This window comes from Comamonas sp. GB3 AK4-5 (assembly GCF_041320665.1).
Taxonomy (GTDB): domain Bacteria; phylum Pseudomonadota; class Gammaproteobacteria; order Burkholderiales; family Burkholderiaceae_C; genus Comamonas.
Genome location: NZ_CP166730.1, coordinates 620,720 through 643,977, shown reverse-complemented (window position 1 = coordinate 643,977; position 23,258 = coordinate 620,720). Strand labels below are relative to the sequence as shown.

General features: G+C 65.4%; 21 protein-coding genes. 6 read left to right on the top strand and 15 right to left on the bottom strand.

The window, feature by feature from the left end; translation table 11 throughout:
• Positions 1-11: 11 nt before the first annotated feature.
• The 5 genes from ACA027_RS02865 to ACA027_RS02845 all read right to left on the bottom strand — a co-directional run bounded on the left by ACA027_RS02865 (position 12) and on the right by ACA027_RS02845 (position 6,605).
• Positions 12-932: a 2-hydroxyacid dehydrogenase gene (locus ACA027_RS02865; RefSeq protein WP_370680891.1), complete on the bottom strand. Its 921-nt coding sequence runs from the start codon at positions 930-932 to the stop codon at positions 12-14.
• Positions 933-1,386: 454 nt separating this feature from the next.
• Positions 1,387-3,420 (bottom strand): biotin carboxylase N-terminal domain-containing protein, encoded by a 2,034-nt coding sequence (locus ACA027_RS02860; RefSeq protein ID WP_370680890.1) that lies wholly within the window; start codon positions 3,418-3,420, stop codon positions 1,387-1,389.
• Between the two features lie 191 nt (positions 3,421-3,611).
• On the bottom strand, positions 3,612-4,406 hold the full coding sequence (locus ACA027_RS02855; RefSeq protein WP_370680889.1) for an enoyl-CoA hydratase/isomerase family protein: 795 nt from the start codon (positions 4,404-4,406) through the stop codon (positions 3,612-3,614).
• A 55-nt stretch (positions 4,407-4,461) separates the two neighbouring features.
• Positions 4,462-4,971 (bottom strand): DinB family protein, encoded by a 510-nt coding sequence (locus tag ACA027_RS02850; protein WP_370680888.1) that lies wholly within the window; start codon positions 4,969-4,971, stop codon positions 4,462-4,464.
• Between the two features lie 26 nt (positions 4,972-4,997).
• Complete coding sequence (locus ACA027_RS02845) at positions 4,998-6,605, bottom strand: carboxyl transferase domain-containing protein (RefSeq protein ID WP_370680887.1); 1,608 nt, start codon at positions 6,603-6,605, stop codon at positions 4,998-5,000.
• Between the two features lie 97 nt (positions 6,606-6,702).
• On the opposite strand from ACA027_RS02845, the gene ACA027_RS02840 reads away from it, so the two are divergent.
• A complete protein-coding gene (locus ACA027_RS02840; RefSeq protein WP_370680886.1) occupies positions 6,703-8,418 on the top strand; it encodes a Na+/H+ antiporter in 1,716 nt (571 codons plus the stop codon).
• Between the two features lie 41 nt (positions 8,419-8,459).
• Here the strand turns inward: ACA027_RS02840 and ACA027_RS02835 are convergent, their stop codons facing one another.
• Entirely contained in the window at positions 8,460-10,172 is a 1,713-nt protein-coding gene (locus ACA027_RS02835; protein WP_370680885.1) for an AMP-binding protein, read from the bottom strand.
• A 116-nt stretch (positions 10,173-10,288) separates the two neighbouring features.
• Between ACA027_RS02835 and ACA027_RS02830 the strand changes: the two genes are divergently transcribed.
• A complete protein-coding gene (locus ACA027_RS02830) occupies positions 10,289-11,344 on the top strand; it encodes an AraC family transcriptional regulator (RefSeq protein ID WP_370680884.1) in 1,056 nt (351 codons plus the stop codon).
• A 60-nt stretch (positions 11,345-11,404) separates the two neighbouring features.
• Here the strand turns inward: ACA027_RS02830 and ACA027_RS02825 are convergent, their stop codons facing one another.
• The 3 genes from ACA027_RS02825 to ACA027_RS02815 form a co-directional block, all read right to left on the bottom strand.
• A complete protein-coding gene (locus ACA027_RS02825) occupies positions 11,405-12,073 on the bottom strand; it encodes an HAD family hydrolase (RefSeq protein ID WP_370680883.1) in 669 nt (222 codons plus the stop codon).
• 172 nt (positions 12,074-12,245) lie between these two features.
• Positions 12,246-12,686: a YchJ family protein gene (locus ACA027_RS02820; RefSeq protein ID WP_370680882.1), complete on the bottom strand. Its 441-nt coding sequence runs from the start codon at positions 12,684-12,686 to the stop codon at positions 12,246-12,248.
• 170 nt (positions 12,687-12,856) lie between these two features.
• Positions 12,857-13,696 (bottom strand): alpha/beta fold hydrolase, encoded by an 840-nt coding sequence (locus ACA027_RS02815; protein WP_370680881.1) that lies wholly within the window; start codon positions 13,694-13,696, stop codon positions 12,857-12,859.
• Between the two features lie 202 nt (positions 13,697-13,898).
• On the opposite strand from ACA027_RS02815, the gene ACA027_RS02810 reads away from it, so the two are divergent.
• The gene (locus ACA027_RS02810) at positions 13,899-14,420 is read left to right on the top strand and encodes an ImmA/IrrE family metallo-endopeptidase (protein ID WP_370680880.1); all 522 of its coding nucleotides are present in this window, start codon (positions 13,899-13,901) and stop codon (positions 14,418-14,420) included.
• Between the two features lie 82 nt (positions 14,421-14,502).
• Positions 14,503-14,991: a DUF421 domain-containing protein gene (locus ACA027_RS02805; protein ID WP_370680879.1), complete on the top strand. Its 489-nt coding sequence runs from the start codon at positions 14,503-14,505 to the stop codon at positions 14,989-14,991.
• 5 nt (positions 14,992-14,996) lie between these two features.
• Here ACA027_RS02805 and ACA027_RS02800 read toward each other — a convergent pair whose 3' ends face one another.
• Positions 14,997-15,428 carry a hypothetical protein gene (locus tag ACA027_RS02800; protein WP_370680878.1) on the bottom strand — a complete coding sequence of 144 codons (432 nt, stop codon included), beginning with the start codon at positions 15,426-15,428 and terminating at the stop codon, positions 14,997-14,999.
• A gap of 141 nt (positions 15,429-15,569) precedes the next feature.
• Here ACA027_RS02800 and ACA027_RS02795 point away from each other — a divergent pair, with 141 nt between their 5' ends.
• Together ACA027_RS02795 and ACA027_RS02790 are read left to right on the top strand one after the other, a co-directional pair.
• Positions 15,570-16,379 carry a helix-turn-helix domain-containing protein gene (locus ACA027_RS02795; protein ID WP_370680877.1) on the top strand — a complete coding sequence of 270 codons (810 nt, stop codon included), beginning with the start codon at positions 15,570-15,572 and terminating at the stop codon, positions 16,377-16,379.
• Between the two features lie 238 nt (positions 16,380-16,617).
• Positions 16,618-17,622, top strand: a complete 1,005-nt coding sequence (locus ACA027_RS02790) for a DMT family transporter (protein WP_370680876.1) — start codon at positions 16,618-16,620, stop codon at positions 17,620-17,622.
• A 481-nt stretch (positions 17,623-18,103) separates the two neighbouring features.
• Here ACA027_RS02790 and ACA027_RS02785 read toward each other — a convergent pair whose 3' ends face one another.
• The 5 genes from ACA027_RS02785 to ACA027_RS02765 form a co-directional block, all read right to left on the bottom strand.
• On the bottom strand, positions 18,104-19,234 hold the full coding sequence (locus tag ACA027_RS02785) for an acyl-CoA dehydrogenase family protein (protein WP_370680875.1): 1,131 nt from the start codon (positions 19,232-19,234) through the stop codon (positions 18,104-18,106).
• A 103-nt stretch (positions 19,235-19,337) separates the two neighbouring features.
• Positions 19,338-20,003, bottom strand: coding sequence for an SDR family oxidoreductase (locus ACA027_RS02780; RefSeq protein ID WP_370680874.1), 666 nt, complete (start codon positions 20,001-20,003; stop codon positions 19,338-19,340).
• An 80-nt stretch (positions 20,004-20,083) separates the two neighbouring features.
• Complete coding sequence (locus ACA027_RS02775) at positions 20,084-20,719, bottom strand: MSMEG_1061 family FMN-dependent PPOX-type flavoprotein (protein WP_370680873.1); 636 nt, start codon at positions 20,717-20,719, stop codon at positions 20,084-20,086.
• Positions 20,716-21,816, bottom strand: a complete 1,101-nt coding sequence (locus ACA027_RS02770) for a hypothetical protein (RefSeq protein ID WP_370680872.1) — start codon at positions 21,814-21,816, stop codon at positions 20,716-20,718. The genes ACA027_RS02775 and ACA027_RS02770 overlap by 4 nt, the downstream gene beginning before the upstream one ends.
• Positions 21,817-21,936: 120 nt before the next feature.
• Positions 21,937-23,121 carry an acetyl-CoA C-acyltransferase gene (locus tag ACA027_RS02765; protein ID WP_370680871.1) on the bottom strand — a complete coding sequence of 395 codons (1,185 nt, stop codon included), beginning with the start codon at positions 23,119-23,121 and terminating at the stop codon, positions 21,937-21,939.
• Between the last annotated feature and the right edge of the window lie 137 nt (positions 23,122-23,258).

Genomic DNA, 23,258 nt, shown 5'->3' with positions numbered 1-23,258 from the left:
ATAAAAAAGGCTCAATACCCACGCTCTCTGTCCACCATGCCGACCACCGCCTCGCCACGGCTCATGGCCGCCACCTTGCGGACAATCTGGGCAATGCTTTCATCGCGCAGCGTGCGTGCCGAGGTGTGGGGCGTCAGCGTGATACCTGGCTCGCTCCAGAACGGGTGGCCGGCAGGCAGTGGTTCCTGGCGGAACACGTCCAGCGTGGCGCCGGCAATCTGGCCCTCGGCCAGCAGCGCCAGCAGGTCTTCTTCCACCAGATGGCCGCCACGCGCCACGTTGATGACATAGGCGCCGCGCTGCAACTGGCTGAGGTTGGCGCGGTTCAGAATGTTCTCGGTCTCCGGCGTCAGCGGCAGCAGGTTCACCAGCACCCGGGTCTGGGCCAGAAACTCGGCAAAACCTTGGCTGCCATGCAAAGTGCGCACGCCCTCCACGGCCTTGGGCGAGCGGCTCCAGCCCAGCACGGGGAAGTCAAACACCGTCAGCGCCTTGGCCACGCGCGCGCCCAGCACGCCCAGGCCCATTACCCCCACGGTGAAATCGGCACGCGCACGCGGCTTGCGAAATGCCCAACGGCCGGCGCGCATATCGGCCTCATAACCATCCAGCTCGCGGAAATAGCGGATCACGGCCTGGCTCACATATTCGGCCATCTGCACCGACATGCCGGCATCATCCAGGCGCACCACCTGGGCCTGTGGCGGGAGCTTGAGCTGCATCAGCGCATCCACACCGGCGCCGATGTTGAACAAGGCCTTCAGCCCTGGCTGCTCGTCCATGAACTGCTGGGGCGGCGCCCAGACCACGGCGTAATCCGCCTGGGGCGCACCCGGCTGCCACACGCTGAGCTCCGCATCCGGCAATGCGGCGCGCAAACCTTCCAGCCAAGGCTCGGCCTTGGTGTCCTTACAACAAAAAGTGACTCTCATAGCGTTGAAGCGTAACCGGCTTGGCGCTGCTGCGCTGTCAAAGAGAGGGCAGCAGAAAAGCAAAAAACAGGAGCTTGCTTTGCAGATGTAGCCTGGTTTTTCATACGTTTCATACTTCAAATCCAAGCTTTATCGGCTATGGCTGCTCACTTTGTTATGACGGTCATCTCCGCATCAAACTGCCGCGACCCATGCCATGGCAGCGCACATGGGGCAGCCCCTCACCCCTACCCTCTCCCCACAGGGGCGAGGGAGAAACGCCGGGGCCAGCCCCATCCCCACCTTCCCCCGGTGGGGGAAGGGGTAACAGCCAAGGCTCGGCTGCAAGGCTGGGGCACAACGCACAAAACTGGCGCAGGCCCACAGCAGGGCACCGCGCAAGGGCCGCCCCGCAGCGCCGGTGCCGTCCCCCTCCGGCGCGCAGCGCCTAAAGAGGGGGAAGACGCGCAGCGGCTCAGGGGGTGGTGATTTTGATCAACTCCACACCCTCAGCCACCTGGTCACCTGGCGCATACAACAGCTCCTCCACCACGCCATCGGCCGGCGCGGCAATGGTGTGCTCCATCTTCATGGCTTCCATCACGGCCAGGGCCTGGCCCTTGGTCACGGCATCGCCGGCCTTGACGGCAAACGACACCAGCTTGCCCGGCATGGGGGCCGTGAGGCGCCCACCTTCGGTGCCGCTGTCGCCGGCATGGGCCATCAGGTCCACGGCCGTCAGCTGCGTGCCGCCTGCGGGGGTGAAAACGGCCACGGCATCGCCCTGCACATAGACATTGGCGCTGGTGCGCAGCGCGCCCAGTTGCAGGTCCAAGCAGCCACCGTCCAAGGCCTTCCATTGCAGCGGCTGGGGCTGGCCTGCGGCCTGGGCCCCGACTTCCGCTACACCCAGCTGGGCCGGGGTGTCGCCCTGGGCATAGACCAGGGTGGCAGCCAGTTCGCTGCCCTGGTGGCTGAACTGGAAATAACGCTGTTGGCGGCCATACATGCTCCAGCCATCGCGCTGGCTAAAGGGGTCGGCGCTTTGCAGGCCTTGTTCCCAGGCCAGGGTTGCCGCCACGGCGGCGGCCACGGCCAGCTCGCGACCCACGGGGTCCTGGCCAAACAGCACGGGGCGCTCGCGTTCGATCAGCGCCGTATCCAGCTGTGCCGTGGCAAAGGCATTGCTGCGGATCACCTTGCGCAGAAACTGCACATTGGTGGCCAGGCCCACGATATGGGTCTGCTCCAGCGCCGCATCCAGCCGCGCCAGTGCCTGCTCGCGCGTGTCTCCGCGCACGATGAGCTTGGCGATCATGGAGTCATAGAAGGGGCTGATGGCATCGCCTTCGCGCACGCCGTCGTCCACGCGCACCTCACCGATTTCAAAGCTGGTGCAGGCCGGCTTGCGGTAGACATGCAGAGAGCCGGTGGCGGGCAAAAAGCCGTTGCCGGGGTTCTCGGCGCAGATGCGGGCCTCGATGGCATGGCCAATGATGCGCAGCTCGGACTGCTGCTTGGGCAAAGGCTTGCCGGCGGCCACTTGCAGCTGCCAGGCCACCAGGTCTTCACCGGTGATGGCCTCGGTCACGGGGTGCTCCACCTGCAGGCGGGTGTTCATCTCCATGAAGTAGAACTTCATCTGCTCGGGGGCCTCATAGCCGCCGGGCTGCTCGACGATGAATTCCACCGTGCCCGCACCCACATAGTTCACGGCCTTGGCCGCTGCCACAGCGGCCTCGCCCATTTGCTTGCGCAAGGCCTCGGTCATGCCGGGGGCCGGGGCTTCTTCCAGCACCTTCTGGTGGCGGCGCTGCACCGAGCAATCGCGCTCGAACAGGTAGACGCAGTTGCCCTGGGTGTCGCCAAACACCTGAATCTCAATATGGCGCGGGCGCAGCACATATTTCTCGATCAGCACGGCATCGTTTCCAAAGCTGTTGATGGCCTCGCGCTGGCAGCTGGCCAGGGCGGCGGCAAAGTCTTCGCTCTTTTCCACCAGGCGCATACCCTTGCCACCGCCGCCGGCGCTGGCCTTGATGAGCACGGGGTAGCCAATGCGGTCGGCCTCTTTGTGCAGCATCTCGGGGTTCTGGTCGGCTCCGTGGTAGCCGGGCACCAGGGGCACGCCGGCTTTTTCCATCAGCTGCTTGGACTCGGCCTTCAGGCCCATGGCGCGAATCGCCGATGCGGGCGGGCCGATGAAGACCAGGCCAGCGGCCTGGCAGGCCTGGGCAAAGTCTTCGTTCTCCGACAGAAAACCGTAGCCGGGGTGGATGGCCTCAGCACCCGTGGCCTTGGCCGCTTCCAGAATGCGCTCCCAGCGCAGATAGCTGTCCTTGGGCGCGCTGCCGCCGATGTGCACGGCCTCATCGCAGGCCGCCACATGCTTGGCATCGGCGTCGGCATCGGAATACACGGCCACGGTGCGCACGCCCATGCGGCGAGCGGAGGCGGCCACACGGCAGGCGATTTCACCGCGGTTGGCGATCAGAATTTTTTTAAACATGACTAGTCTCTCATTGCATTTATTCAACCTGAAGCGCTTACCTATCAAGCACTTCTAGCTATGTTTCTTGGAGTAGCGCCCCACGCTGGCGCCCAGACCAGGGCACCAGGGCCGCCTTGTCTCCCCGGGTAGGCGCTGGTGCCGTCCCCCTCCATCGCGTAGCGATAGAGAGGGGGAAGACGCGCAGCGGCTCAGGGGGTGCCCAACCATTTCGGCTTGCGTTTATTCAGGAACGCCTGCACGCCTTCCTTGCCTTCCTCGCTGGCGCGGATGTCGGCAATCACCTCCACGGTGGAGGCAATCAAGGGGGCATCGATGTCGCGCCCGGCCACGTCCTGCACCAGTTGCTTGCAGGCCTTGACCGCCTCGGGGCCGGCCGCCAGCAGCGACTTGAGCAGGCCGTCCACAGCACCATCCAGGGCCTCGGCGTCTTCCACCACCTGGTGGACAAAACCGATGCGCAGCGCCTCGGCCGCATCAAAGCGCTCCCCGGTCAGAAAGTAGCGGTGGCTGGCGCGTGCGCCCATGGCGCGCAGCACATAGGGAGCGATGGTGCCGGGCACCAGGCCGATCTTCACTTCGGACAGGCAAAAACCTGCGTTGTTCGACGCCACAGCCATATCGCAGGCCGCCACTAGGCCCATGCCACCGGCATAGACATCGCCCTGGATGCGGGCAATCGTGGGCTTGGGGCAGGCGTAGATGGTGCGCAGCATCTCGGCCAGCGCGCCCGCATCCTGCAGGTTTTCTTCGCGGCTGTAGTCGGCCATGCGGCGCATCCAGTTCAGGTTGGCGCCAGCACAGAACGCAGGGCCTTCCGCCGCCAGCACAATGGCGCGCACATCGGGGTGCTCGCCCGCCGTGCGAAAAGCATCGGTGATTTCGACAATCACCTCGTCGCTGAAGGCGTTGCGGATTTCCGGCTGGGTCAGCGTGACCGTGGCCACGCCAGCGTTGACGGTCAGAGTCAGGTAACGGTGGGTCATAGAACTTTCTCCTGCCGGGTAGGGCCCAGCAAAAAGGGGAAGAGGTGCATGGAGTTCATGGCCTGCCCAGGCTTTGCAGGTAGTACACCAGGTCCAGCTCTGGGCAGGGCTGGCCCATCTGGGTCAGCGCCGCCGTGATCTGGCCGCGGTGGTGTGTGCCATGGTTGAACACATGGGTCAGCATGGCGGCAAAAGGCAGGCTTGCCGGTATGCCCCGCATGGTGGTGTAGTCCAGGTTTTGCGCCCAGCGCGCGGCAGGCACCGTGCCCAGCCAGGGCGCCCAGCGCTCGGCCAGGCTGCGCAAGCTGGCATCCAGTGTGGCGCGGTCTGGCTCCAGCTCGGTATCCAGCGCCACCTTGGGCGACACGCCTTCTGAAAAGCGCACAAACCACAAATGGTGCTCGGTCACCAAGAGGTGGTTGAGCGTGCCGTGGATGCTGTGAAAAAACAAACCCACATCACGCCGGTACTCCGCCTCTGGCAGCAGCGCCACGGCGTCCAGCAGCCGCCCCGTGGCCCATTGGCCGTAGCCGGCCAAGGTGGTGAAGTGGCTGATGGGGTCCATGGTGCGCTCCTTTCGGGTGGGCAGGTTTACATGCGGAACACGCCGAACTTGGTGTCTTCCACCGGCGCATTGCGGCTGGCCGACAGGCCCAGGGCCAGCACGCGGCGGGTGTCGGCGGGATCGATGACGCCATCGTCCCACAGGCGGGCCGTGGCGTAATAGGGGTGGCCCTGGTCTTCATACTGCTGGCGGATGGGTGCCTTGAAAGCCTCTTCCTCTTCCGCACTCCAGCTGCCGCCCTTGCCCTCGATGCCGTCGCGCTTGACGGTGGCCAGCACGCTGGCCGCCTGCTCGCCGCCCATGACGGAGATGCGGGCGTTGGGCCACATCCACAAAAAGCGCGGCGAGTAGGCGCGGCCGCACATGCCGTAGTTGCCGGCGCCAAAGCTGCCGCCAATGATGATGGTGAACTTGGGCACGGCTGCCGTGGCCACGGCCGTGACCAATTTGGCGCCATGGCGGGCAATGCCTTCGTTCTCGTACTTGCGGCCTACCATAAAGCCGGTGATGTTCTGCAAAAACACCAGCGGAATCTTGCGCTGGCAGCACAGCTCGATGAAGTGCGCGCCCTTGACGGCCGATTCGGAAAACAGAATGCCGTTGTTGGCGATGATGCCCACCTGCATGCCTTCGACGCGCGCAAAGCCGCAGACCAGGGTGGAGCCAAAGCGGGCCTTGAATTCGTCGAACTGGCTGCCATCCACGATGCGGGCAATGATTTCGCGCACATCAAAGGGCTTGCGCGTGTCCACCGGGATCACGCCGTACAGCTCTTTTGCTTCAAAAAGCGGAGCTTGCGGTGCTTGGTCCGCAGGCATTTGCGCCTTGTTCTTATTCAAATTCGCCACGGTCTGGCGGGCCAGGGCCAGGGCGTGCAAATCGTTGTGCGCCAGGTGATCGGCCACGCCGGACAGGCGCGTGTGCACATCGCCACCGCCCAGGTCTTCGCTGCTCACCACCTCGCCGGTGGCGGCCTTTACCAGCGGCGGGCCGCCCAGGAAGATGGTGCCCTGGTTTTTGACGATGATGGATTCATCGCTCATGGCCGGCACATAGGCGCCGCCAGCGGTGCAAGAGCCCATGACCACAGCGATCTGGGCAATGCCCTCTGCGCTCATATTGGCCTGGTTGAAGAAGATGCGGCCGAAGTGATCGCGATCGGGAAACACATCATCTTGGTTAGGCAGGTTGGCACCGCCGGAATCCACCAGATAGATGCAGGGCAGGCGGTTTTGCTGGGCAATCTCCTGGGCCCGCAGGTGCTTTTTCACCGTCATGGGGTAGTAGGTGCCGCCCTTCACGGTGGCGTCGTTGCACACCACCATGCAGTCCACACCACTGACGCGGCCTATGCCGGCAATCATGCCGGCGCCCGGCGCGTCGTTGCCATACATGTTCAGCGCGGCCAGCGGTGCCACTTCCAGAAAAGGCGTGCCGGGGTCCAGCAGGCGCTGCACGCGCTCGCGCGGCAGCAGCTTGCCGCGTGCCACATGCTTGGCGCGGGCGGCCTCGCCGCCGCCTTGCGCCACCTGTTCGCAGCGCGCGCGCAGGTCGTTCACCACGGCCTGCATGGCAGCCGCATTGGCCAAAAAGTCCGCCGAGCGCGGGTTCAGTTGCGTTCCCAGAATGTTCATGCTGTCCCTTGAGAAAGGTCTACCTTGGTTCTTTGTGTGGTTTTTGTTTCTGACCGAAGCGCGCGCGCACGGTGCAGTCACGGAAAATACGGCCCTTATGCACACCGTTGAAACCGTTTTGCTGGTACTGATGCTGGGGGCCGTGACAGGCATTGCCGCACGGTATATGCGCGCCATCCCCCTGCCCCTGATTCAAATCGCCCTGGGCGCTGTGATTGCCTGGCCCCAGAAGGGCCTGCACATCAGCTTCGACCCGGAGCTGTTTTTGCTGCTGTTCATTCCGCCGCTGCTGTTTGCCGACGGCTGGCGCATTCCCAAGCGCGAATTCTTTGCCATGGCCAAGCCCATCTTGCTGCTGGCCTTTGGCCTGGTGTGCTTCACGGTGCTGGGTCTGGGTTATTTCATCCATTGGATGATTCCCTCGATTCCGCTCACCGTGGCCTTCGCCCTGGCCGCCGTGGTCTCGCCCACCGACGCCGTGGCTGTCTCGGCCATCACCCGCAACCTGGGCATGCCCAGCAAGACCATGCACATGCTGGAGGGTGAGTCGCTTCTGAACGATGCCTCCGGCCTGGTGGCCGTGAAATTTGCCGTGGCCGCCACGCTGACGGGTGTTTTCTCGTGGGACGCCGTGGCCAAGGACTTCACCTGGATGGCCGTGGGCGGCCTGGGCATAGGCGCCCTGCTGGGCTGGGGTTTCAGCCGCATGCGCGACACCGTCACCCGCCGCGTGGGCGATGTGGCCGCCACGCAGATGGTGCTGCTGCTGGTGCTGCTGCCGTTTGCGGCCTATATCGTGGGCGAAAAAATTGGCGTCTCGGGCATTCTGGCTGCCGTGGCCGCCGGTATCGCCACCAACTTTGCCGACCTGGACCGCAGCAACTTCATCTCGGAGCGGCTGCAGACCGAGGGCACCTGGGGCATGGTGGAGTCGGCCTTCAACGGCGCCATTTTCTTGCTGCTGGGCCTGCAGCTGCCCTCCATCATGGGCGCCACCCTGCTGAGCGCCGGCCATGACGGCTGGCGTTTGCTTGGCTATGTGGCAGTGATCTCGTTTGCCCTGCTGCTGCTGCGCTGGATCTGGATCACGCTGGGCGTGCATGGTGCGCTGCGCAAGGCCCACCGCGAAGGCCGCATGACCGAAAAGCCCTCGGCCCTGCTGAACCTGGCCACCACCATGGCCGGCATACGCGGCGCGGTGACGCTGGCGGCGGCATTGTCGATTCCCGTCCACATGCGCGGCGGCGTGCCCTTTCCCGAACGGGATCTGCTGATTTTTCTGGCCACCGGCGTGATTTTGTTCACCCTGGTGCTGGCCGCCATCACCCTGCCCCTGATCCTGCGCCGCATGCCCCCGCATGAGGACACCGAGACCCAGCACGAAGAGCGCCATGCACGCGCCGTCGCCTGCAAGGCCGCCATTGCCAGCCTGACGCTGACCGAGGAAGAGGCCCAGCGCCACGACGAGCAGTGGCTGGCCCAGTACCAGGAAGTGGTGGGGCGCATCACCCAGGAATACCGCAACCGCATCCACCTGGTGGACGACAGCGGCGTGGCCAACTCCACCGAAGCCCAGCGCGACACGCCCGAGCTGGTGCAGGACCGCCGCCTGCGCTATTTGCGTGAGATGGAACTGCGCCTGCGCTGCATCCAGGTGGAGCGCGACACGCTGTACGGTGAACGCCAGGCCCACCGCATCAATGACGAGACGCTGCGCGCCATGGTCAGCGAGCTGGACATGGCCGAGGTCGCCATGCGCAAACGCCTGGTCGTGGCCCGCCGCGCGGCCGGCCTGCCCATAGACGGACATTGAGCACGGACGCGTGAAGTGCAGCGGACGACGGACCAGGGCTTTCATGCTGTGCGGTCCGCCGTCAGGTGCAGGCGTTCCACCATCTCTTCGCGGATGCGGAACTTCTGGATCTTGCCGGTCACCGTCATGGGGAAGGCATCGACAAAGCGGATGTAGCGCGGCACCTTGTAGTGGGCAATCTGGCCCTTGCAAAAGCTGCGCACGCCCTCCTCGTCCAGGCTTTCACCGGGCTTGGTGATGATCCAGGCGCACAGCTCTTCGCCGTAGCGCTGGTCGGGCAGGCCCACCACCTGCACATCCTGGATCTGCGGGTGGCGGTAGAGAAACTCTTCAATCTCGCGCGGGTAGATGTTCTCGCCGCCCCGAATCACCATGTCCTTGATACGGCCGACGATATTCACATAGCCTTCGGCGTCCATGGTGGCCAGGTCGCCGGTGTGCATCCAGCCGTCTTCATCAATGGCTTCACGGGTTTTCTCCGCATCACCCCAGTAGCCATGCATCACGGAGTAGCCCTTGGTGCACAGCTCGCCCGACACGCCAGGCGCCACGGTAGCGCCGGTGTCGGGGTCCACCACCTTCACCTCCAGATGGGGCTGCACCTGGCCCACGGTGGCCACGCGCTTTTCCAGCGGCGTGCCGGCATCGCTCTGGCAGCTGACCGGGCTGGTTTCCGTCATACCGTAGGCGATGGTGATTTCGCTCAGGTGCATGTCCTTGACCACACGCTTCATCACCTCGATGGGGCAGGGCGAGCCGGCCATGATGCCGGTGCGCAACGTGGACAAATCAAACTCGCCAAACTGCGGGTGCTGCAGCTCGGCAATGAACATGGTGGGCACGCCATGCAGGCCGGTGCAGCGCTCGGCCTGCACGGCCTCCAGCACGGCCAGGGCATCAAAGCCGTCATTCGGGTAGACGATGGTGCTGCCATGGGTGAAGCAGGCCAGATTGCCCAACACCATGCCAAAGCAGTGGTACAGCGGCACGGGAATGCACAGCCGGTCTTCGGGCGTGAGCCGCATGCATTCGCCAATGAAGAAGCCGTTGTTCAGAATGTTGCGGTGGGTCAGCGTGGCGCCCTTGGGGAAGCCCGTGGTGCCGCTGGTGAACTGGATGTTGATGGGGTCGGTGTTCTGCAGCGTGGCGGCAATGGGGTCGATGCGCGCATCGTCGCCATCGCCCGTGGCCATCAGCGCGGAAAAGCGCTGCATGCCGGGTTGGTCTTCGCCCTCGCCTGCCACGTCGATCCATACCACGGAGCGCAGCGTGGGCAGGCGCGTGGCCTGCAGCTGGCCGGGCTCGCAGTGCACCAACTCGGGCGCCAGCTCGCGCACCATGCCCAGGTAGTCGCTGGTCTTGAACTGCGGCATGGCCACCAAGGCCTTGCAGCCCACCTTGTTCAGCGCGTATTCCACCTCGGCCGTGCGATAGGCCGGGTTGATGTTCACCAGGATGATGCCCACCTGGGCCGTGGCCAGCTGCATCAGCACCCACTCGGCGTTGTTGTGGCTCCAGATACCCACGCGGTCCCCGCGCGTGATGCCCAGGCCCAGCAGCGCGCTGGCCAGCTGGCGTGCCGCACGGTGCAGCTCGGCATAGCTGTAGCGCAGGCCCTGGTGGCGGCTGACCAGGGCTTCACGCCCGGGCTGGCGCGCCGCCATCTGCGCAAAAAAGTCGCCAATGGTCTGCTCGATCAGGGGCTGGTCGGTAGCGCCGCGCGCATGGCTGGTGGACAAAAAAGAAGTGTCCATGGTGCTGTCTCCTGGTGCCGGGGGGTCTGCGTGGCCCCGCCATGTCAATCAATCTCTTCAGCATACGGGCCCCTATCACGCAGAAGCCGTCAGCAAGGTTGCAATAATTGCCACCCATGTACACGCCCAGCCTGGTCCCCACGACCGCCTCCGCCCTCAGCGCTTCTACGGCGCTCACACCCATGGCCTTTGTGCAGGCCGTGGTCTGGGCCTATGCCAAGCGCGAGCTGGACCCCATTGCCGCGCTGCAGGCGGCACAAATCGCGCCAGAACAGGTGGCCAAGACCCGCTCCCGCATCACCGCCCTGCAAATGGAGCTGCTGTGCGCCCACGCCATGCGCGAGCTGGACGACGAAGCCCTGGGCTGGTTCGGCCGCCGCCTGCCCTGGGGCAGCTACGGCATGCTGGCGCGCGCCAGCATCAGCAGCCCCACGATGGGCCTGGCCATGGCGCGCTGGTGCCGCCACCACGGGCTGCTCAATGAGGATGTGTCCCTGGAGTTGGTGCGCCACGGCGAGCTGGCCGAGCTGCGCCTGCAGGAACTGCGCAACCTGGGCCCGGTGCGGGAGTTCTGCACCGTCTCGCTGCTGCGCAACGTCCACGGCGTGGCCAGCTGGTTGATCGATGCGCGCCTGCCGCTGCTGGAGGCCAGCTTTCCCTTTGCCGCCCCTCCGCATGCCGATGCCTACCCGCAGATGTTCCCCGGCGCCATCAGCTTCGATGCAGCCTGGGCCAGCCTGCGCTTTGAGGCCCGGTTGCTGGACCTGCCCCTGGCCCGCGACGAAACCGCGCTGCAGCAGATGCTGCAACGCGCCCTGCCCATCCAGGTACTGCCCTATCGGCGTGAACGCCAGTGGAGCGCCCGTGTGCGCCAGTTGCTGGTGGCAGACACCCAGCTGCTGCACACGGCCGACACCCTGGCCCGCGCCCTGCTGGTGTCGCCGCGCAGCCTGCACCGCCAGCTACAGGCCGAAGGCCAGACCCTGCAGGCCCTGAAAGACAGCGTGCGCCTGGACCGAGCCACCACCTTGCTGCTGCGCAGCGACCGCCCGCTCAAACGCATCGCCCAGGCCTGCGGCTTTGCCAGCGACAAAAGCTTTCTGCGCGCCTTCAAGACCTGGACCGGCCACAGCCCGGCGGAATACCGGGCGCTGCACCGGGTGGTGGGATAAAGGCGTTTCTGGCCTACAGCACAAGCTCCACCTGCACTTCCAGCTATCTCTTTCAGAGCATCAGGCCAAGCCCAACAGCCTGGGCAGGTCCACCATATCGTCAAACACCCGGGCAGCGCCAGCCTCCAGCAGCTGCTGGGGCGTGGAGTGGGCGCCGACCTTGGGGCAAAAGCCCCACACGGTGGCACCGGCGCGCACGCCGGCGGTGAGGCCGGGCACCGAGTCTTCAATCACCAGGCAGCGTGCCGGGTCTGCCTGCACGGCCGCAGCAGCGGCCAGGTAGACATCGGGCCAGGGCTTGGTGCGCGGCAGGTCATGGCCGCTGAAGACCTGCTCGCCAAAAAACGGCAGCAGGCCCACTTTGTCCAGCTGCATGACCACCTTGGGCTTGTCTGCCCCGCTGGCCACGGCCATCTTGCCGGCCAGGGATTGGTGCAGCCTGGCCACAGCGGGCACGGCACCTGCAATGGGCAGCAATTCGGCACGCAGGCGCTGGTTGCGGCGATCGTAGAACTCGGCCATCCAGGCATCGGTCAGCGGCTTGCCGGTTTCGGCCTCGATCTGCGCCGTCTTGCTGCGCACGGTGTGGCCGACAAAAATGCGCATGCATTCGTCTTCGGAAAGCGCCCAGCCGGATGCGTTGAGCATGCCGTGCAGCACGCGGTTGGTAATGGTTTCGCTGTCGACCAGCACGCCATCACAGTCAAACAGGATTGCTTCAAATTGCATAGCTATTGATGCTGATACAGAGCGCATCAGCAATGTATTTATTCAAAAATTACGCACAACGGTGTGCCCAGGTCTCTTCCACCAGAGACACCGCGCAAGGGCCGCCCCGCCGCGCTGGTGTCGTCCCCCTTCCCGTGCACAGCACGAGAGAAGGGGGAAGCGGCGCAGCCGCTCAGGGGGATGAGGTGATTTCATCGCCATCCACATAAAACCAGCGCCCATCCTCCCGCACAAAGCGGCTGCGCTCATGCAGGCGCACGGCGCGGCCCCCCACGCGAAAGCGGGCGACAAATTCCACCTCAGCCGTATCCGCGCCCGTGGCAGCAAAGCGCTTGACCTGCAGGCCCAGCCACTTGGCTGCGGGCTCGAACGTCAGCTCCGGTGGGCGCTGGCTGGCATGCCAGGTCGCCTGCAGATAGGCCGCGTTCTCGCGCACAAAAGCGGTGTAACGCGAGCGCATCAAATGCTCGGCGTCCGGCGCCGGCACCGCATCCCAATGGTCGATGAAGTGGCCGCAGCAGACTGCATAGGCCAGGGGCTTGCCTTGGGCGGCGCGCCCGCAGGGGCAGGCAGCGAGGTCCGAGGCGGTGGTGTGGCGATCACGTGGCGACATGGGTACGGGGCACTCAGGAAAACACCCCGGATTGTTGCAGACCGGGCCGCTGGCTGCGGCCATGGATGGCATAGCCATGCACCAGGGTGCTGCATCTTTGCCCCAAAGAAAAACGGCCCTGGGGCCGTTGCAAAGAATGCGTGCAAAGACCAGGCGCTGCGGCCCAGGGTTCACGCGGCCGCCAACTGGGATGAACTGGGCTCGGAAAACTCGGGGTACAGCGGATCGCCCAGATGGGCCAGAAAGCGGGCCATGGCGGCCTCGACCTCGGCCGGGTGCGTGAGCAGCGGCGCATGACCTGCGCCGGGAATCTGCAGCCACTGGGCATGGGGCAACTCCTGCGCCAGCGCACGGGCCCGCGCAGCGCTGACGCAGACATCACGCCCCCCGTGAATCAGCAGCGCCGGCGGCTGCACATCGCCCAGGCGGCCGCTGAGGTCGTCACGCAGGGCCAGAGTGGAAAAGCAGCGGCGCAGCTGCGCCGGCGTCCAGCTGCGCCATTTGGCCTGCCACTCGGCAATGCCATGCCAGCCGGCGTCGACCAGCCGGTGGGCCATGCCCCGGGCCATGGGTTCGGACAGGCCGGCGCGGGCCCATTCATCAATCAGCGAGGCCTGGCCCGGCAGTTTTTGCGGGTCTTCAGTGCCGGCTTGGGCGCCCATCAGCACCAGGGCGCGCAGATGCTGGCGATGGCGCAGCGCAAAGCGCAGTGCCACCTGGCTGCCCTGGGAGACGCCCACCACCACGGCCTTGCTCACCCCCAGGCTGGTGAGCAGCGCGGCCAGGTCGTCGGCCACATCGTCGTAGGTAAAGGGTTCCAGCGCGCCGCTGGAGCTGCCATGGCCGCGCGCGTCCCAGCTGATGCAGCGCCACTGCGATCGAAAGCGCTGCGCCAGGCCATGGAACATGCTGCCATCCATGAGAAAGCTATGGGCAAACACCAGCGCCGGGGCGCTGCCCTGGGTGTCCTCGTAGTAGAGGCGCTGTCCTTGCAGTGTGAGGCTGGGCATAAGGCGGTCTCCCTGAACCTGTGGCATTGCTGCAAAGCAGCATTTAAACCATCATTTTTCATAGCATACAACACCCGAATTTGCTGCACTGCACGCTATTTCATGTCAAATACTTTAGCGAGCCGGCGCAGGCCATGAAAGCCCGCTGGTGCACCCCCGTGGTGCAGGCCGTGCCCCCATCCTGGCAGCGGATAATGGGCACATGGCGCTGCTTGCGGAAGGCATTCTCAAAACCCACTGGGACCAATCGGTGCCCGTCAATCTGGCGCGCATCGCCAAGGCCATGCAGCTGCGTGTGAGCCTGGGCGACACCGGCACGGCCTGCGCCCTGCTGGAGGTCTCCGGGGCGCACAAGGCCTGCGTCACCATCGGCCAGAGCCACCCCATCACCCGCCAGCGCTACGGCGTGGCCCATGCCATTGCCCACCTGGCGCTGCACCACCTGCGCCCCGGCATGCAGCGCGCCATCTGCATCAGCGACAGCTACCACGCCGACCACAACCAGCGCCAGGACAGCGAGGCCAATGACTTCGCCCTGCAGCTGCTGCTGCCCGAGACCGTGCTGCGCTACACCGTGGCCGGCCGGCATGCCTGCAGCCTGCAGGAGCTGGCCCATTTGTTTGAGGTGCCGGAGATTCTGGTCAAGCAGCGCCTGGCCGATCTGGACCTGGCCCTGCCCAAGACCCTGGCCCAGCAGCTGGACCCCCGCGTGGCCGAGAACTGATCCCTGTATCGGGCGCGTCCGGCCCATCCGGCGCCTTCGGCTTGCGCTATGGTGGTGCGCAATGCAATACGAGGAGCACGGTATGTGGCAAATGGCGGTCCCCTGGTGGGAGTTCGTGGTGCGCGGCGTGGCCGTGTACTTTTTCTTGCTGGTGTTTTTGCGCCTGACGGGCCGGCGCCAGACCGGGCAATACGCACCCTTTGACCTGGTGCTGCTGCTGGTGCTGTCGAACGCGGTGCAGAACTCCATGAACGCTGGCGACAACTCCCTGGTGGGCGGCCTGGTCAGCGCGGCCACCTTGCTGGCCTGCCATGTGCTGCTGGCCCATTTGAGCTACCGCTTTCCGCGCCTGCGCCATCTGGTGGATGGCAGGCCCAAGGTCTTGATCCACCAGGGCGTGGTGCAGCAGCCGCTGCTGGCCCAGGAGCAGATCACCACCGATGACCTGGCCGCCGCGCTGCGCGCCAATGGCTGCCTCAACGCCCATGAGGTGGAGCGCGCCACCATCGAAACCAATGGCCAGATCACCGTGGTGCTGCGCCGGCGTGCACCGGATGTGGGTGGGGCCTAGCGCAGTCAGGCCAGCAGCAAGCGCCCCATGGCCTCGGCCTCCTGGCGCGAAGCCGCCACGCGCAGCGGCACGCCAAAGGCTTTTTCCATGGCCGGGTAGCGGGCGGCCTCCAGGGCATAGTGCTGGGCATCGGGCTCGATGGTGATCAAGCCCTTGCAGAACCGGGCCAACTGCTGGCGGTACTGTTTGAGCCAGAGCGCACGCGCCTTGCGGTCCTGCTGCAGCTGGGCCTGGGTGCCTGCGTCGGGGGCCGGCTGCTCGCCGCTGTGGAACGAGGGGTAAAAGATCACAAAATGCTCGCCGCGTGCCAGCAGGGCCTGCATCTCGGCCTGCCATGGAACACCGCTGCCAGGGCTGCGCTCCAGCGCCGTGGTGTGAACAAAGGGAAAGTCGCGCACATCGTGCAGCGCAAACACAGAGCTTGGGTAGGTGCTCATCAAATACTCCTTGCGAATGCGGAAAACCTCCACCGGACAGCCTGGTCACCGGTGATAGTGATTCCCATTCTTAGGCAAGCACCCGGAATCACGGTAACGGCATACGGCCAGAAAATACTGAAACACGGCCAAAATACCGCCATGGACTTGTACGCGCACGACTACAGCGAATGGCTGGATGGGCCGGCACTCATTGCGGTGCGCGGCGGTGATGACGCCGGCAGCACAGGCGACGCCCCGCTGGGCCTGCGGGAGTACGACTGGCACCAGCATGCGCGCGGCCAGGTGTTCTGCGTGGAGCAGGGCCTGATCCATGTGAGCACGCCCCATGGCGCCTGGCTGCTGCCGCCACAGCGCGCGGGCTGGATGCCAGCCCATATGCCGCACAAGGTCAGCGTCAGCGGCCGGCTCAGCAGCTGGATGCTGCTGGCCACCGCAGATTTCTGCGCCGGCCTGCCCACCCAGCCCTGCGTGATCGGCATCAGCCCCGTGCTGCGCGTGCTGGCCCTGCGTGCCGTGGAATGGGATAAGCAGGCCCCACCCACGCCAGAGCAGACGCGCATGGCCGCCGTCATCCACGACGAAATCCGCCAGGCCCCGCACGAGGACTTGCACCTGCCCATGCCCCGTGATGCCCGGCTGCTGCGCATTGCCCACGCCCTGCTCCAGGCGCCGGGCAGCCCGCGCACGCTGGAAGACTGGGCCGCCTACGGCGCGCTGTCGCCGCGCACACTGCGCCGGTTGATGCAGGCCGAAACCGGCATGGGTTTTGCGCAATGGCGCCAGCAGGCCCAGTTGGCGCATGGTCTGGACTTGCTGGCACGCGGCCAGCCCGTGGCCCAGGTCTCCGATGCGCTGGGCTATGCCTCGCCCAGCAACTTCATCGCCATGTTCCGCAAGGTTCTGGGCGACTCGCCTGCGCATTACTTTGCCAGTCGGCGAAGCCGCTGACATAGCAATCCCCCCGGCCCACAGGCACTAGCACTACGCCGTGCCCCATGCCCGGGTCTGGGCCAATCCCCTGCGGCGATGTCCACTGTGCGGCCCTGCACAGCGCACCGATGTTGTGCATCGCACAATCACGGCCGCATCTTTCAACCACCATGTTTGCCTCTGTCTGCCTCTTGCCAGCCCTGCCGCTGCGCGCCGCCTGCCCGCCCCTTGGGGCACCGCTTGGGAGGCCATGGTGATGACACGCCAACTTTGGAATGGCAGCCTGTTCGCCACCACGGCAGGCGTGCTGTGGGGCCTGGTGTTTGTCGTACCCCTGCTGCTGCCCGACTACCCACCGCTGCTGCTGACGCTGGGGCGCTACCTCTGCTTCGGCCTGGTGGCCCTGCCCCTGGCATGGGTGGACCGCCACGCCCTGCGCCAGCTGCGCCGCCCGGCCTGGCTGCTGGCCCTGCGCCTCACGCTGGTGGGCAATCTGGCCTTTTACCTGCTGATGACCAGCGCCATCCAGCATGCCGGTGCGCCGCTGCCCACCTTGATTGCCAGCGGCGCCCTGCCGGTGGTGATTGCCATTGCCTCCAATCTGCGCGCAGGCCCCCAGGCCGTGGCCTGGCAACGGCTGTTTCCCTCGCTGGGCCTGATGCTGGCCGGCATGGCCCTGGTCAACCACCATGAGTTGCAGGCCCTGGGCCAGATGCGTGCAGGTGCAGACCTGGGCGACTACGGTCTGGGCATTCTGATGGCGCTGTGCGCGCTGATGTGCTGGACCTGGTTTCCCATCCGCAATGCCGAATGGCTGCGCAGCCAGCCCCACATCGCGCCCCGCACCTGGGCCACGGCCCAGGGCCTGATCACCCTGCCGATTGCCGCCCTGGGCTATCTGCTGCTGTGGGCCACGGCCCCCGAAGGCCATGACAGCTTTGCCATGCCCCTGGGCCCGCAACCAAGCAAGTTTGTACTCCTGATGCTGGCCGCCGGCGTGCTGGGCTCCTGGCTGGGCGCCATGTGCTGGAACGCCGCCTGCCAACGCATGCCCACCACGCTGAGCAGCCAGTTCATCGTCTGCGAAACCCTGACCGCCCTGGCCTATGCCTACAGCTTGCGCGGCAGCTGGCCGCCCGCCCCGACGCTGCTGGGCATTGCCCTGCTGGTGGGCGGCGTGCTGTGGGCGCTGCGAAATGCACAGCCGGTGGGGCAAGCAGCCCCTCACCCCAACCCTCTCCCCTTCGGTTCGAGGGAGTAAAGCCAGGCGCACAGCCCCAAAAACCGGCGCAGCCCATGCTGGGCATTGCCCTGCGGGCCCTGCGGAGTGCATACCTAACCCCACACCACAACCCGCCCCTCACCCCAACCCTCTCCCCGAAGGGGCGAGGGAGCGAGACCAAGGGCACTGCGTGCAAAACTGGCACGGCCCATGCCAGGGCACCGCGCAAGGGCCGCCCCGCCGCGCTGGTACCGTCCCCCTCCCACGCGCAGCGTGAGAGAGGGGGAAGACGCGAAGCGACTCAGGGGGGGTCCTGGTGTGGATAACGCCAGTTGCAAGCATATGGACCGCAGCTATTTCCCGGGGAGCGTAGCGGGCGCGTGAATGGTCTCCCGGGCAGACGGCCCTGAAGGCGCGGCGTCGCAGCCGCAGACAGTGCTGTCGCACGGCAAGGCTGCGCAACAAAGCATGCAGGGCCGTATGGTCGGCCCTCACACGAATCACAGACCCATACAAAAAATCAGGCTAACGCGCGTTGGATCAGGATTTTTTGGACGTCGCTGGTGCCTTCATAGATCTGGCAGACGCGCACATCGCGGTAAATGCGCTCCACCGGGAAGTCATTCACCACGCCATAACCACCCAAGGTCTGGATGGCGGCGCTGCACACGCGCTCGGCCATTTCGCTGGCAAACAGCTTGGCCATGGCGGCCTCTTTCAGGCAGGGCAGGCCAGCGTCGCGCAGGCTGGCCGCATGCCAGATCAGCTGGCGTGCAGCTTCAATCTGCGTGGCGCATTCCGCCAGGCGAAAGCCCACGGCCTGGTGGTTGAAGATGGGCTGGCCAAAGCTCTCGCGCTCCTTGCTGTATTGCAGCGCGCATTCAAAAGCCGCACGCGCCATGCCCACGCTTTGGGCGGCAATGCCGATGCGCCCGCCCTCCAGTGCCGACAGGGCAATCTTGTAGCCCTCGCCCTCGGCACCGATCAGGTTGGCCGCAGGAATGCGGCATTGCTCGAAGTTGATCTGCGCCGTGTCGCTGGAATGCTGGCCCAGCTTCTCCTCCAGCCGCGCCACCTGGTAGCCGGGGTTGCTGGTGGGCACGATGAAGGCACTCATACCGCGCTTGCCGGCGGCCTTGTCTGTGACGGCAATGACGATGGCCACGTCGCCGTTCTTGCCGCTGGTGATGAACTGCTTGACGCCCTGGATCACATAGTCGCCACCGTCCTTGGTCGCCGTGGTGCGTAGCGCGCTGGCGTCAGAGCCCACATGGGGCTCGGTCAGGCAGAAGGCGCCCAGCATGGCACCCTGCGCCAGCGGGCGCAGCCATTGCTCTTTTTGCTGGGCATTGCCATAACGCATCAAGATGGCGTTGACCGGGCAGTTGGTGACGCTGATCACGGTGCTGGTGCCGCCGTCGCCAGCGGCAATTTCTTCCAGCACCAGGGCCAGGCTCACATAGCTCAGACCGGCGCCGCCCAGTTCCTCGGGCACGCAGATGCCATAGGCACCCAAGGCGGCCAGACCCTGGTGTACATCCTTGGGGAAATGGTGCTCCTTGTCCCAGCGCGCAGCATGGGGGGTGATTTGCTCGCGCACAAAATCGCGCACGGCGTCGCGGATCATTTCCTGGTCGGGGGTCAGCAGCATGTCTTGTCTCCAGCCGTGGTCGGCTTGTAGGTTATGAAGAGAAATCCGCTGCAGCAGCCCATGTCACAAGCTGCTGCAGCTTTGTTTTTGATAGCTAACGAATTCAGTCAGCCCGCACGCGCGTACCGTCATAGCGCAGCAGTCGCCCACCATCGGCCGGCGTCACCCCGGCCAGGGTCTGGACCATGCCTTGCACGCTTTGCGCCACGGTCAAAGGGGCGATGGCGCCGCCCATGGTGGTCTGCACCCAGCCCGGGTCCAGTGCCACCAGGGTGGCCCCGGGCCACTGGGCCTGGCTGCTGGCCACCACCATATTCAGCGCGGCCTTGCTCACGCGGTACAGCCAAGCATCGGGCTCGGCCGTATCCAGGCAGGACATCTCGCTGCTGAGCAGGGCAAACACGCCGCCGGCTGCGGCCACCCGTGGGGCCACCTGGGGCAGCACCTGCATGGCGCCCAGCACATTGGTGTGCATCACCTGGTCAAAATGCTGCTGCGTGGGCGGTGTACCGGCATCCAGATCGCTCCACACACCGGCCACATACAGGGCCAGGTCAATCTCTTCACCATCGAGCTGCCAGGCCAGGCCGCTGACGCTGGCCGGATTGGCCACGTCCAGCACCCGCACTTCGGCGCCCAGGGCCTGCAGCCGCGCCTGGTCGGCATCCTGGCGCACGGTGGCGATCACGCGGTGACCGCCTTCCAGATAAGCCTGCACCAGCCCCAGGCCAATACCGCGCGAAGCGCCCATGATCAAAACCAAGGCCATGAAAATTCCTCAAGAAATACCAAGCAAAAAGGCTTCTAACGCGCTGTGCATAAGCACAAGCAGCTCATGATTCAGGAGCTTCAGCCAATGCTGCCTCCGGGACGCTCGGCAGCGATTTGCACGCTGTAGCGGTGTTCCATCTGCGCCTGCGTCTCCGTGGGCGCCGCCATGCCGATCTGGGCATGGATCATCTGGTTCATGCTGGGCAGGGCCGTGCGCGCCACCTGGGCTTCGGGCTGCCAGGCACGCGCGCGCATCAGCGCCTTGGCGCAGTGCAGATAGGCTTCCTGCACCTGCACCTCGATCACCAGCTTGGGGTGGAAATGCGGGCCCGCGAACAGCGCCGTGTAATGGCTTTCATCGCGCAGCCTGGCCGTGCCGTTGACACGCAAGGTCTCATGGATGCCGGGCACCAGGAACAAGAGGCCTATGCGCGGGTCGCGCAGCAGATTGCTCAGACTGTCCAGGCGGTTGTTGCCGCCCGCATCGGGGATGAACAAGGTGCGCGCGTCCGGGGCTTTGACAAAGCCAGGAGCGCCGCCACGGGGCGAGGCGTCCATCAGGCTGCCGGCCGCGCCGCCGGTGGCCAGCACGCACAGCGGCGACAGCGCGATAAAGCGCAGGCAATGCCGGTCCAGATCGACCTGCTGCTTGAGCAAGGCCCGCTCCGCCGGCATGGCGTAGAGCTGGCGCAGCTGCGCTTCGGAGGTGATCATGTCGCGGCCCTGTCGTTGCGGTGGATGACGGCATACAGGTCCAGGTATTCGCGCCAGGATGGATCAAAGCGCAGCTGCAGCTGGCCTGCCTGCTGGGGTGCATATTCCGCCTCCAGCCGCTCGGCCCACTGCAGGGCATGGGCAGGGTCGTCCACATAAAAGGCCGCCACCCGCGTGGCCATGCCCTCCAGGCGCGTGAAGGCGGTCACGCCACGCTGCAGGCGCAGCAACTCGGCCTCCAGCGCATCCTGGGCATCGCGCGCCGCATCCAGACTGGCCTGGCTGGAAAAAGGCAGCGTCCACAGCAGCAGGTGGGACAGGTCGGCCCGCGTCGCCAGGGCATTGGCGCTGTCGTGGAAGGTCAGCAGGTCGGGCTCGTCATCTGGCCCGGCATCGCGGGCATGGACCTTGAGCGACAACCAGCGGTCTTCCGCCTCCGCAGGGAAGGCATAGCTGCGGCCCAGCACCTCGCGCTGGAAAGCATCAAAGAGCACGGGGAAGGAAGGCAGCGGCAGGCCCGCGCCCTGGGGCTCGCCTTCGGCAAAATCCACGGGCCCCACGCGCACGGAAAAATCCCACTCGCCCAGCACATGGTCCAGCAAGATGAAGGCCATATGCCGCGCATGCTCTTGCATATCGTCCGGAATGTCCTTGGCAAAAGACAGCGTGAGGCCGGTGATACCTCCGGCGTCGTAGTGCTGCACACGCACATCGGCGCAGGACAGCTCGAAGTCCTGCATGCGCATGGCGAAATTGCCGCCCAGGGTACGGCTGCGAAAGGCCTGTACGGTATAGGGCAGGCCCTCCGGCACATGGCGCACCAGGGTTTGCACGTTCTCGAACTGCTCGACATCGCCATGGGCGGTGAGTACCAGGCGGGCACCCTGCTCGTCCGGCCGGCCCTCCAGCTCCATGGACAGTGCGGGCGCCTGCTGCTGCAGCAGCGCATTGGCGCGCTCCACAAACGCCACGCCCGGCAACGCTTGCAGCGCGCTCAGCTGCTCGGTAAACGCGCGCCAGAAATCGGCGCTCTGTGCCCCGGTCAGGGGTGAAGACGCTGGGGCGGTGTGATCGTCGTCGTGAATGTCTGCATGCATGCGGAAACCTTGCAAAGAAGGCTGCATGCGTCTGTGCAGCGCATGCAGCCATGGGCCTACGAGGGCCTAAGGGCCTTACTGGGGCACAACTGTAAATGAAGGTTTACCGCATGCCCTGCATCACACCAGCTCGATGGCCATGGCCGTGGCTTCGCCACCGCCTATGCACAGCGTGGCCAGGCCCTTCTTCTTGCCACGGTGCTGCAGTGCATGGATCAGCGTGACCAGAATGCGCGCACCACTGGCGCCGATGGGGTGGCCCAGGGCGCAGGCACCGCCGTTCACATTCACCTTGTCATGGGGCACGTTCAACTCGGCCATCAAGGCCATGGGCACCACGGCAAAGGCTTCATTGATTTCCCACAGGTCCACGTCCTCCACCTTCCAGCCGGCCTTCTTCAGCGCCTTTTCGGTGGCCCCCACAGGAGCGGTCGTAAACCATTCCGGTGCCTGGGCATGGGAGCCATGGGCCACGATGCGGGCCAGGGGTTTGCAACCCAGTTGCTTGGCAGTGGACTCGCGCATCAGCACCATGGCGGCAGCGCCGTCGTTGATGCTGGAGCTGGAAGCCGCGGTGATGGTGCCGTCCTTCTTGAACGCGGGCTTGAGGCTGGTGATCTTGTCCAGCTTGGCCTTGGCCGGGCCTTCGTCCACGCTCACCGTGACATCGCCCTTGCGGGTCTTGACGGTGACGGGGGTGATCTCGGCCTGGAAGGCACCGCTGGCCGTTGCCGCCTGGGCGCGCTGCACGCTGGCCACGGCGAAGGCGTCCTGGGCTTCACGGGTGAAGCTGTATTTGGCGGCGCAGTCCTCGCCAAAGGTGCCCATGGAGCGGCCGGCTTCGTAAGCGTCTTCCAGGCCATCCAGCATCATGTGGTCAAAGATCTTGTCGTGGCCCATGCGGTAGCCGGCGCGGCCCTTCTTCAGCAGATAGGGGGCATTGGTCATGCTTTCCATGCCGCCGGAAATCATCACCTCGCGGCTGCCGGCAATCAGCTGGTCATGGGCCAGGATGGTGGCTTCCATGCCGGCACCACACATCTTGGACAGGGTCACGGCGCCGGTGCTTTGCGGCAGGCCGCCCTTGAAGCCGGCCTGGCGTGCCGGTGCCTGGCCCTGGCCCGCCATCAGGCAGTTGCCGAACAGCACTTCCTCGACCTTCTCGGCCGCAATGCCGGCGCGCTCCACCGCAGCGCGGATGGCAGCTCCCCCCAGATCATGGGCGGCCAGCTCGGAAAAATCGCCCTGGAATGCACCCATGGGGGTACGGGCAGCGCTGACGATGACAACGGGATCTTGGTGCATGGAAATCTCCTTAGGTTTTATAGCGACACAGGTAAAAAACAATCTCAATCAGGCCGCAACAGTGCTGGCCGCTTGCGCGGCCTCGCTGCATGCAAAGTCACTTCGCCACAGACAGCGAGCAAGGGCCGCCCCTTGCG

Coding starts and splice junctions, on each gene's coding strand:
- ACA027_RS02865 (WP_370680891.1), bottom strand. CDS start 932: ATGAGAGTCACTTTTTGTTGTAAGGACACCAAGGCCGAGCCTTGGCTG.
- ACA027_RS02860 (WP_370680890.1), bottom strand. CDS start 3,420: ATGTTTAAAAAAATTCTGATCGCCAACCGCGGTGAAATCGCCTGCCGT.
- ACA027_RS02855 (WP_370680889.1), bottom strand. CDS start 4,406: ATGACCCACCGTTACCTGACTCTGACCGTCAACGCTGGCGTGGCCACG.
- ACA027_RS02850 (WP_370680888.1), bottom strand. CDS start 4,971: ATGGACCCCATCAGCCACTTCACCACCTTGGCCGGCTACGGCCAATGG.
- ACA027_RS02845 (WP_370680887.1), bottom strand. CDS start 6,605: ATGAACATTCTGGGAACGCAACTGAACCCGCGCTCGGCGGACTTTTTG.
- ACA027_RS02840 (WP_370680886.1), top strand. CDS start 6,703: ATGCACACCGTTGAAACCGTTTTGCTGGTACTGATGCTGGGGGCCGTG.
- ACA027_RS02835 (WP_370680885.1), bottom strand. CDS start 10,172: ATGGACACTTCTTTTTTGTCCACCAGCCATGCGCGCGGCGCTACCGAC.
- ACA027_RS02830 (WP_370680884.1), top strand. CDS start 10,289: ATGTACACGCCCAGCCTGGTCCCCACGACCGCCTCCGCCCTCAGCGCT.
- ACA027_RS02825 (WP_370680883.1), bottom strand. CDS start 12,073: ATGCAATTTGAAGCAATCCTGTTTGACTGTGATGGCGTGCTGGTCGAC.
- ACA027_RS02820 (WP_370680882.1), bottom strand. CDS start 12,686: ATGTCGCCACGTGATCGCCACACCACCGCCTCGGACCTCGCTGCCTGC.
- ACA027_RS02815 (WP_370680881.1), bottom strand. CDS start 13,696: ATGCCCAGCCTCACACTGCAAGGACAGCGCCTCTACTACGAGGACACC.
- ACA027_RS02810 (WP_370680880.1), top strand. CDS start 13,899: ATGGCGCTGCTTGCGGAAGGCATTCTCAAAACCCACTGGGACCAATCG.
- ACA027_RS02805 (WP_370680879.1), top strand. CDS start 14,503: ATGTGGCAAATGGCGGTCCCCTGGTGGGAGTTCGTGGTGCGCGGCGTG.
- ACA027_RS02800 (WP_370680878.1), bottom strand. CDS start 15,428: ATGAGCACCTACCCAAGCTCTGTGTTTGCGCTGCACGATGTGCGCGAC.
- ACA027_RS02795 (WP_370680877.1), top strand. CDS start 15,570: ATGGACTTGTACGCGCACGACTACAGCGAATGGCTGGATGGGCCGGCA.
- ACA027_RS02790 (WP_370680876.1), top strand. CDS start 16,618: ATGACACGCCAACTTTGGAATGGCAGCCTGTTCGCCACCACGGCAGGC.
- ACA027_RS02785 (WP_370680875.1), bottom strand. CDS start 19,234: ATGCTGCTGACCCCCGACCAGGAAATGATCCGCGACGCCGTGCGCGAT.
- ACA027_RS02780 (WP_370680874.1), bottom strand. CDS start 20,003: ATGGCCTTGGTTTTGATCATGGGCGCTTCGCGCGGTATTGGCCTGGGG.
- ACA027_RS02775 (WP_370680873.1), bottom strand. CDS start 20,719: ATGATCACCTCCGAAGCGCAGCTGCGCCAGCTCTACGCCATGCCGGCG.
- ACA027_RS02770 (WP_370680872.1), bottom strand. CDS start 21,816: ATGCATGCAGACATTCACGACGACGATCACACCGCCCCAGCGTCTTCA.
- ACA027_RS02765 (WP_370680871.1), bottom strand. CDS start 23,121: ATGCACCAAGATCCCGTTGTCATCGTCAGCGCTGCCCGTACCCCCATG.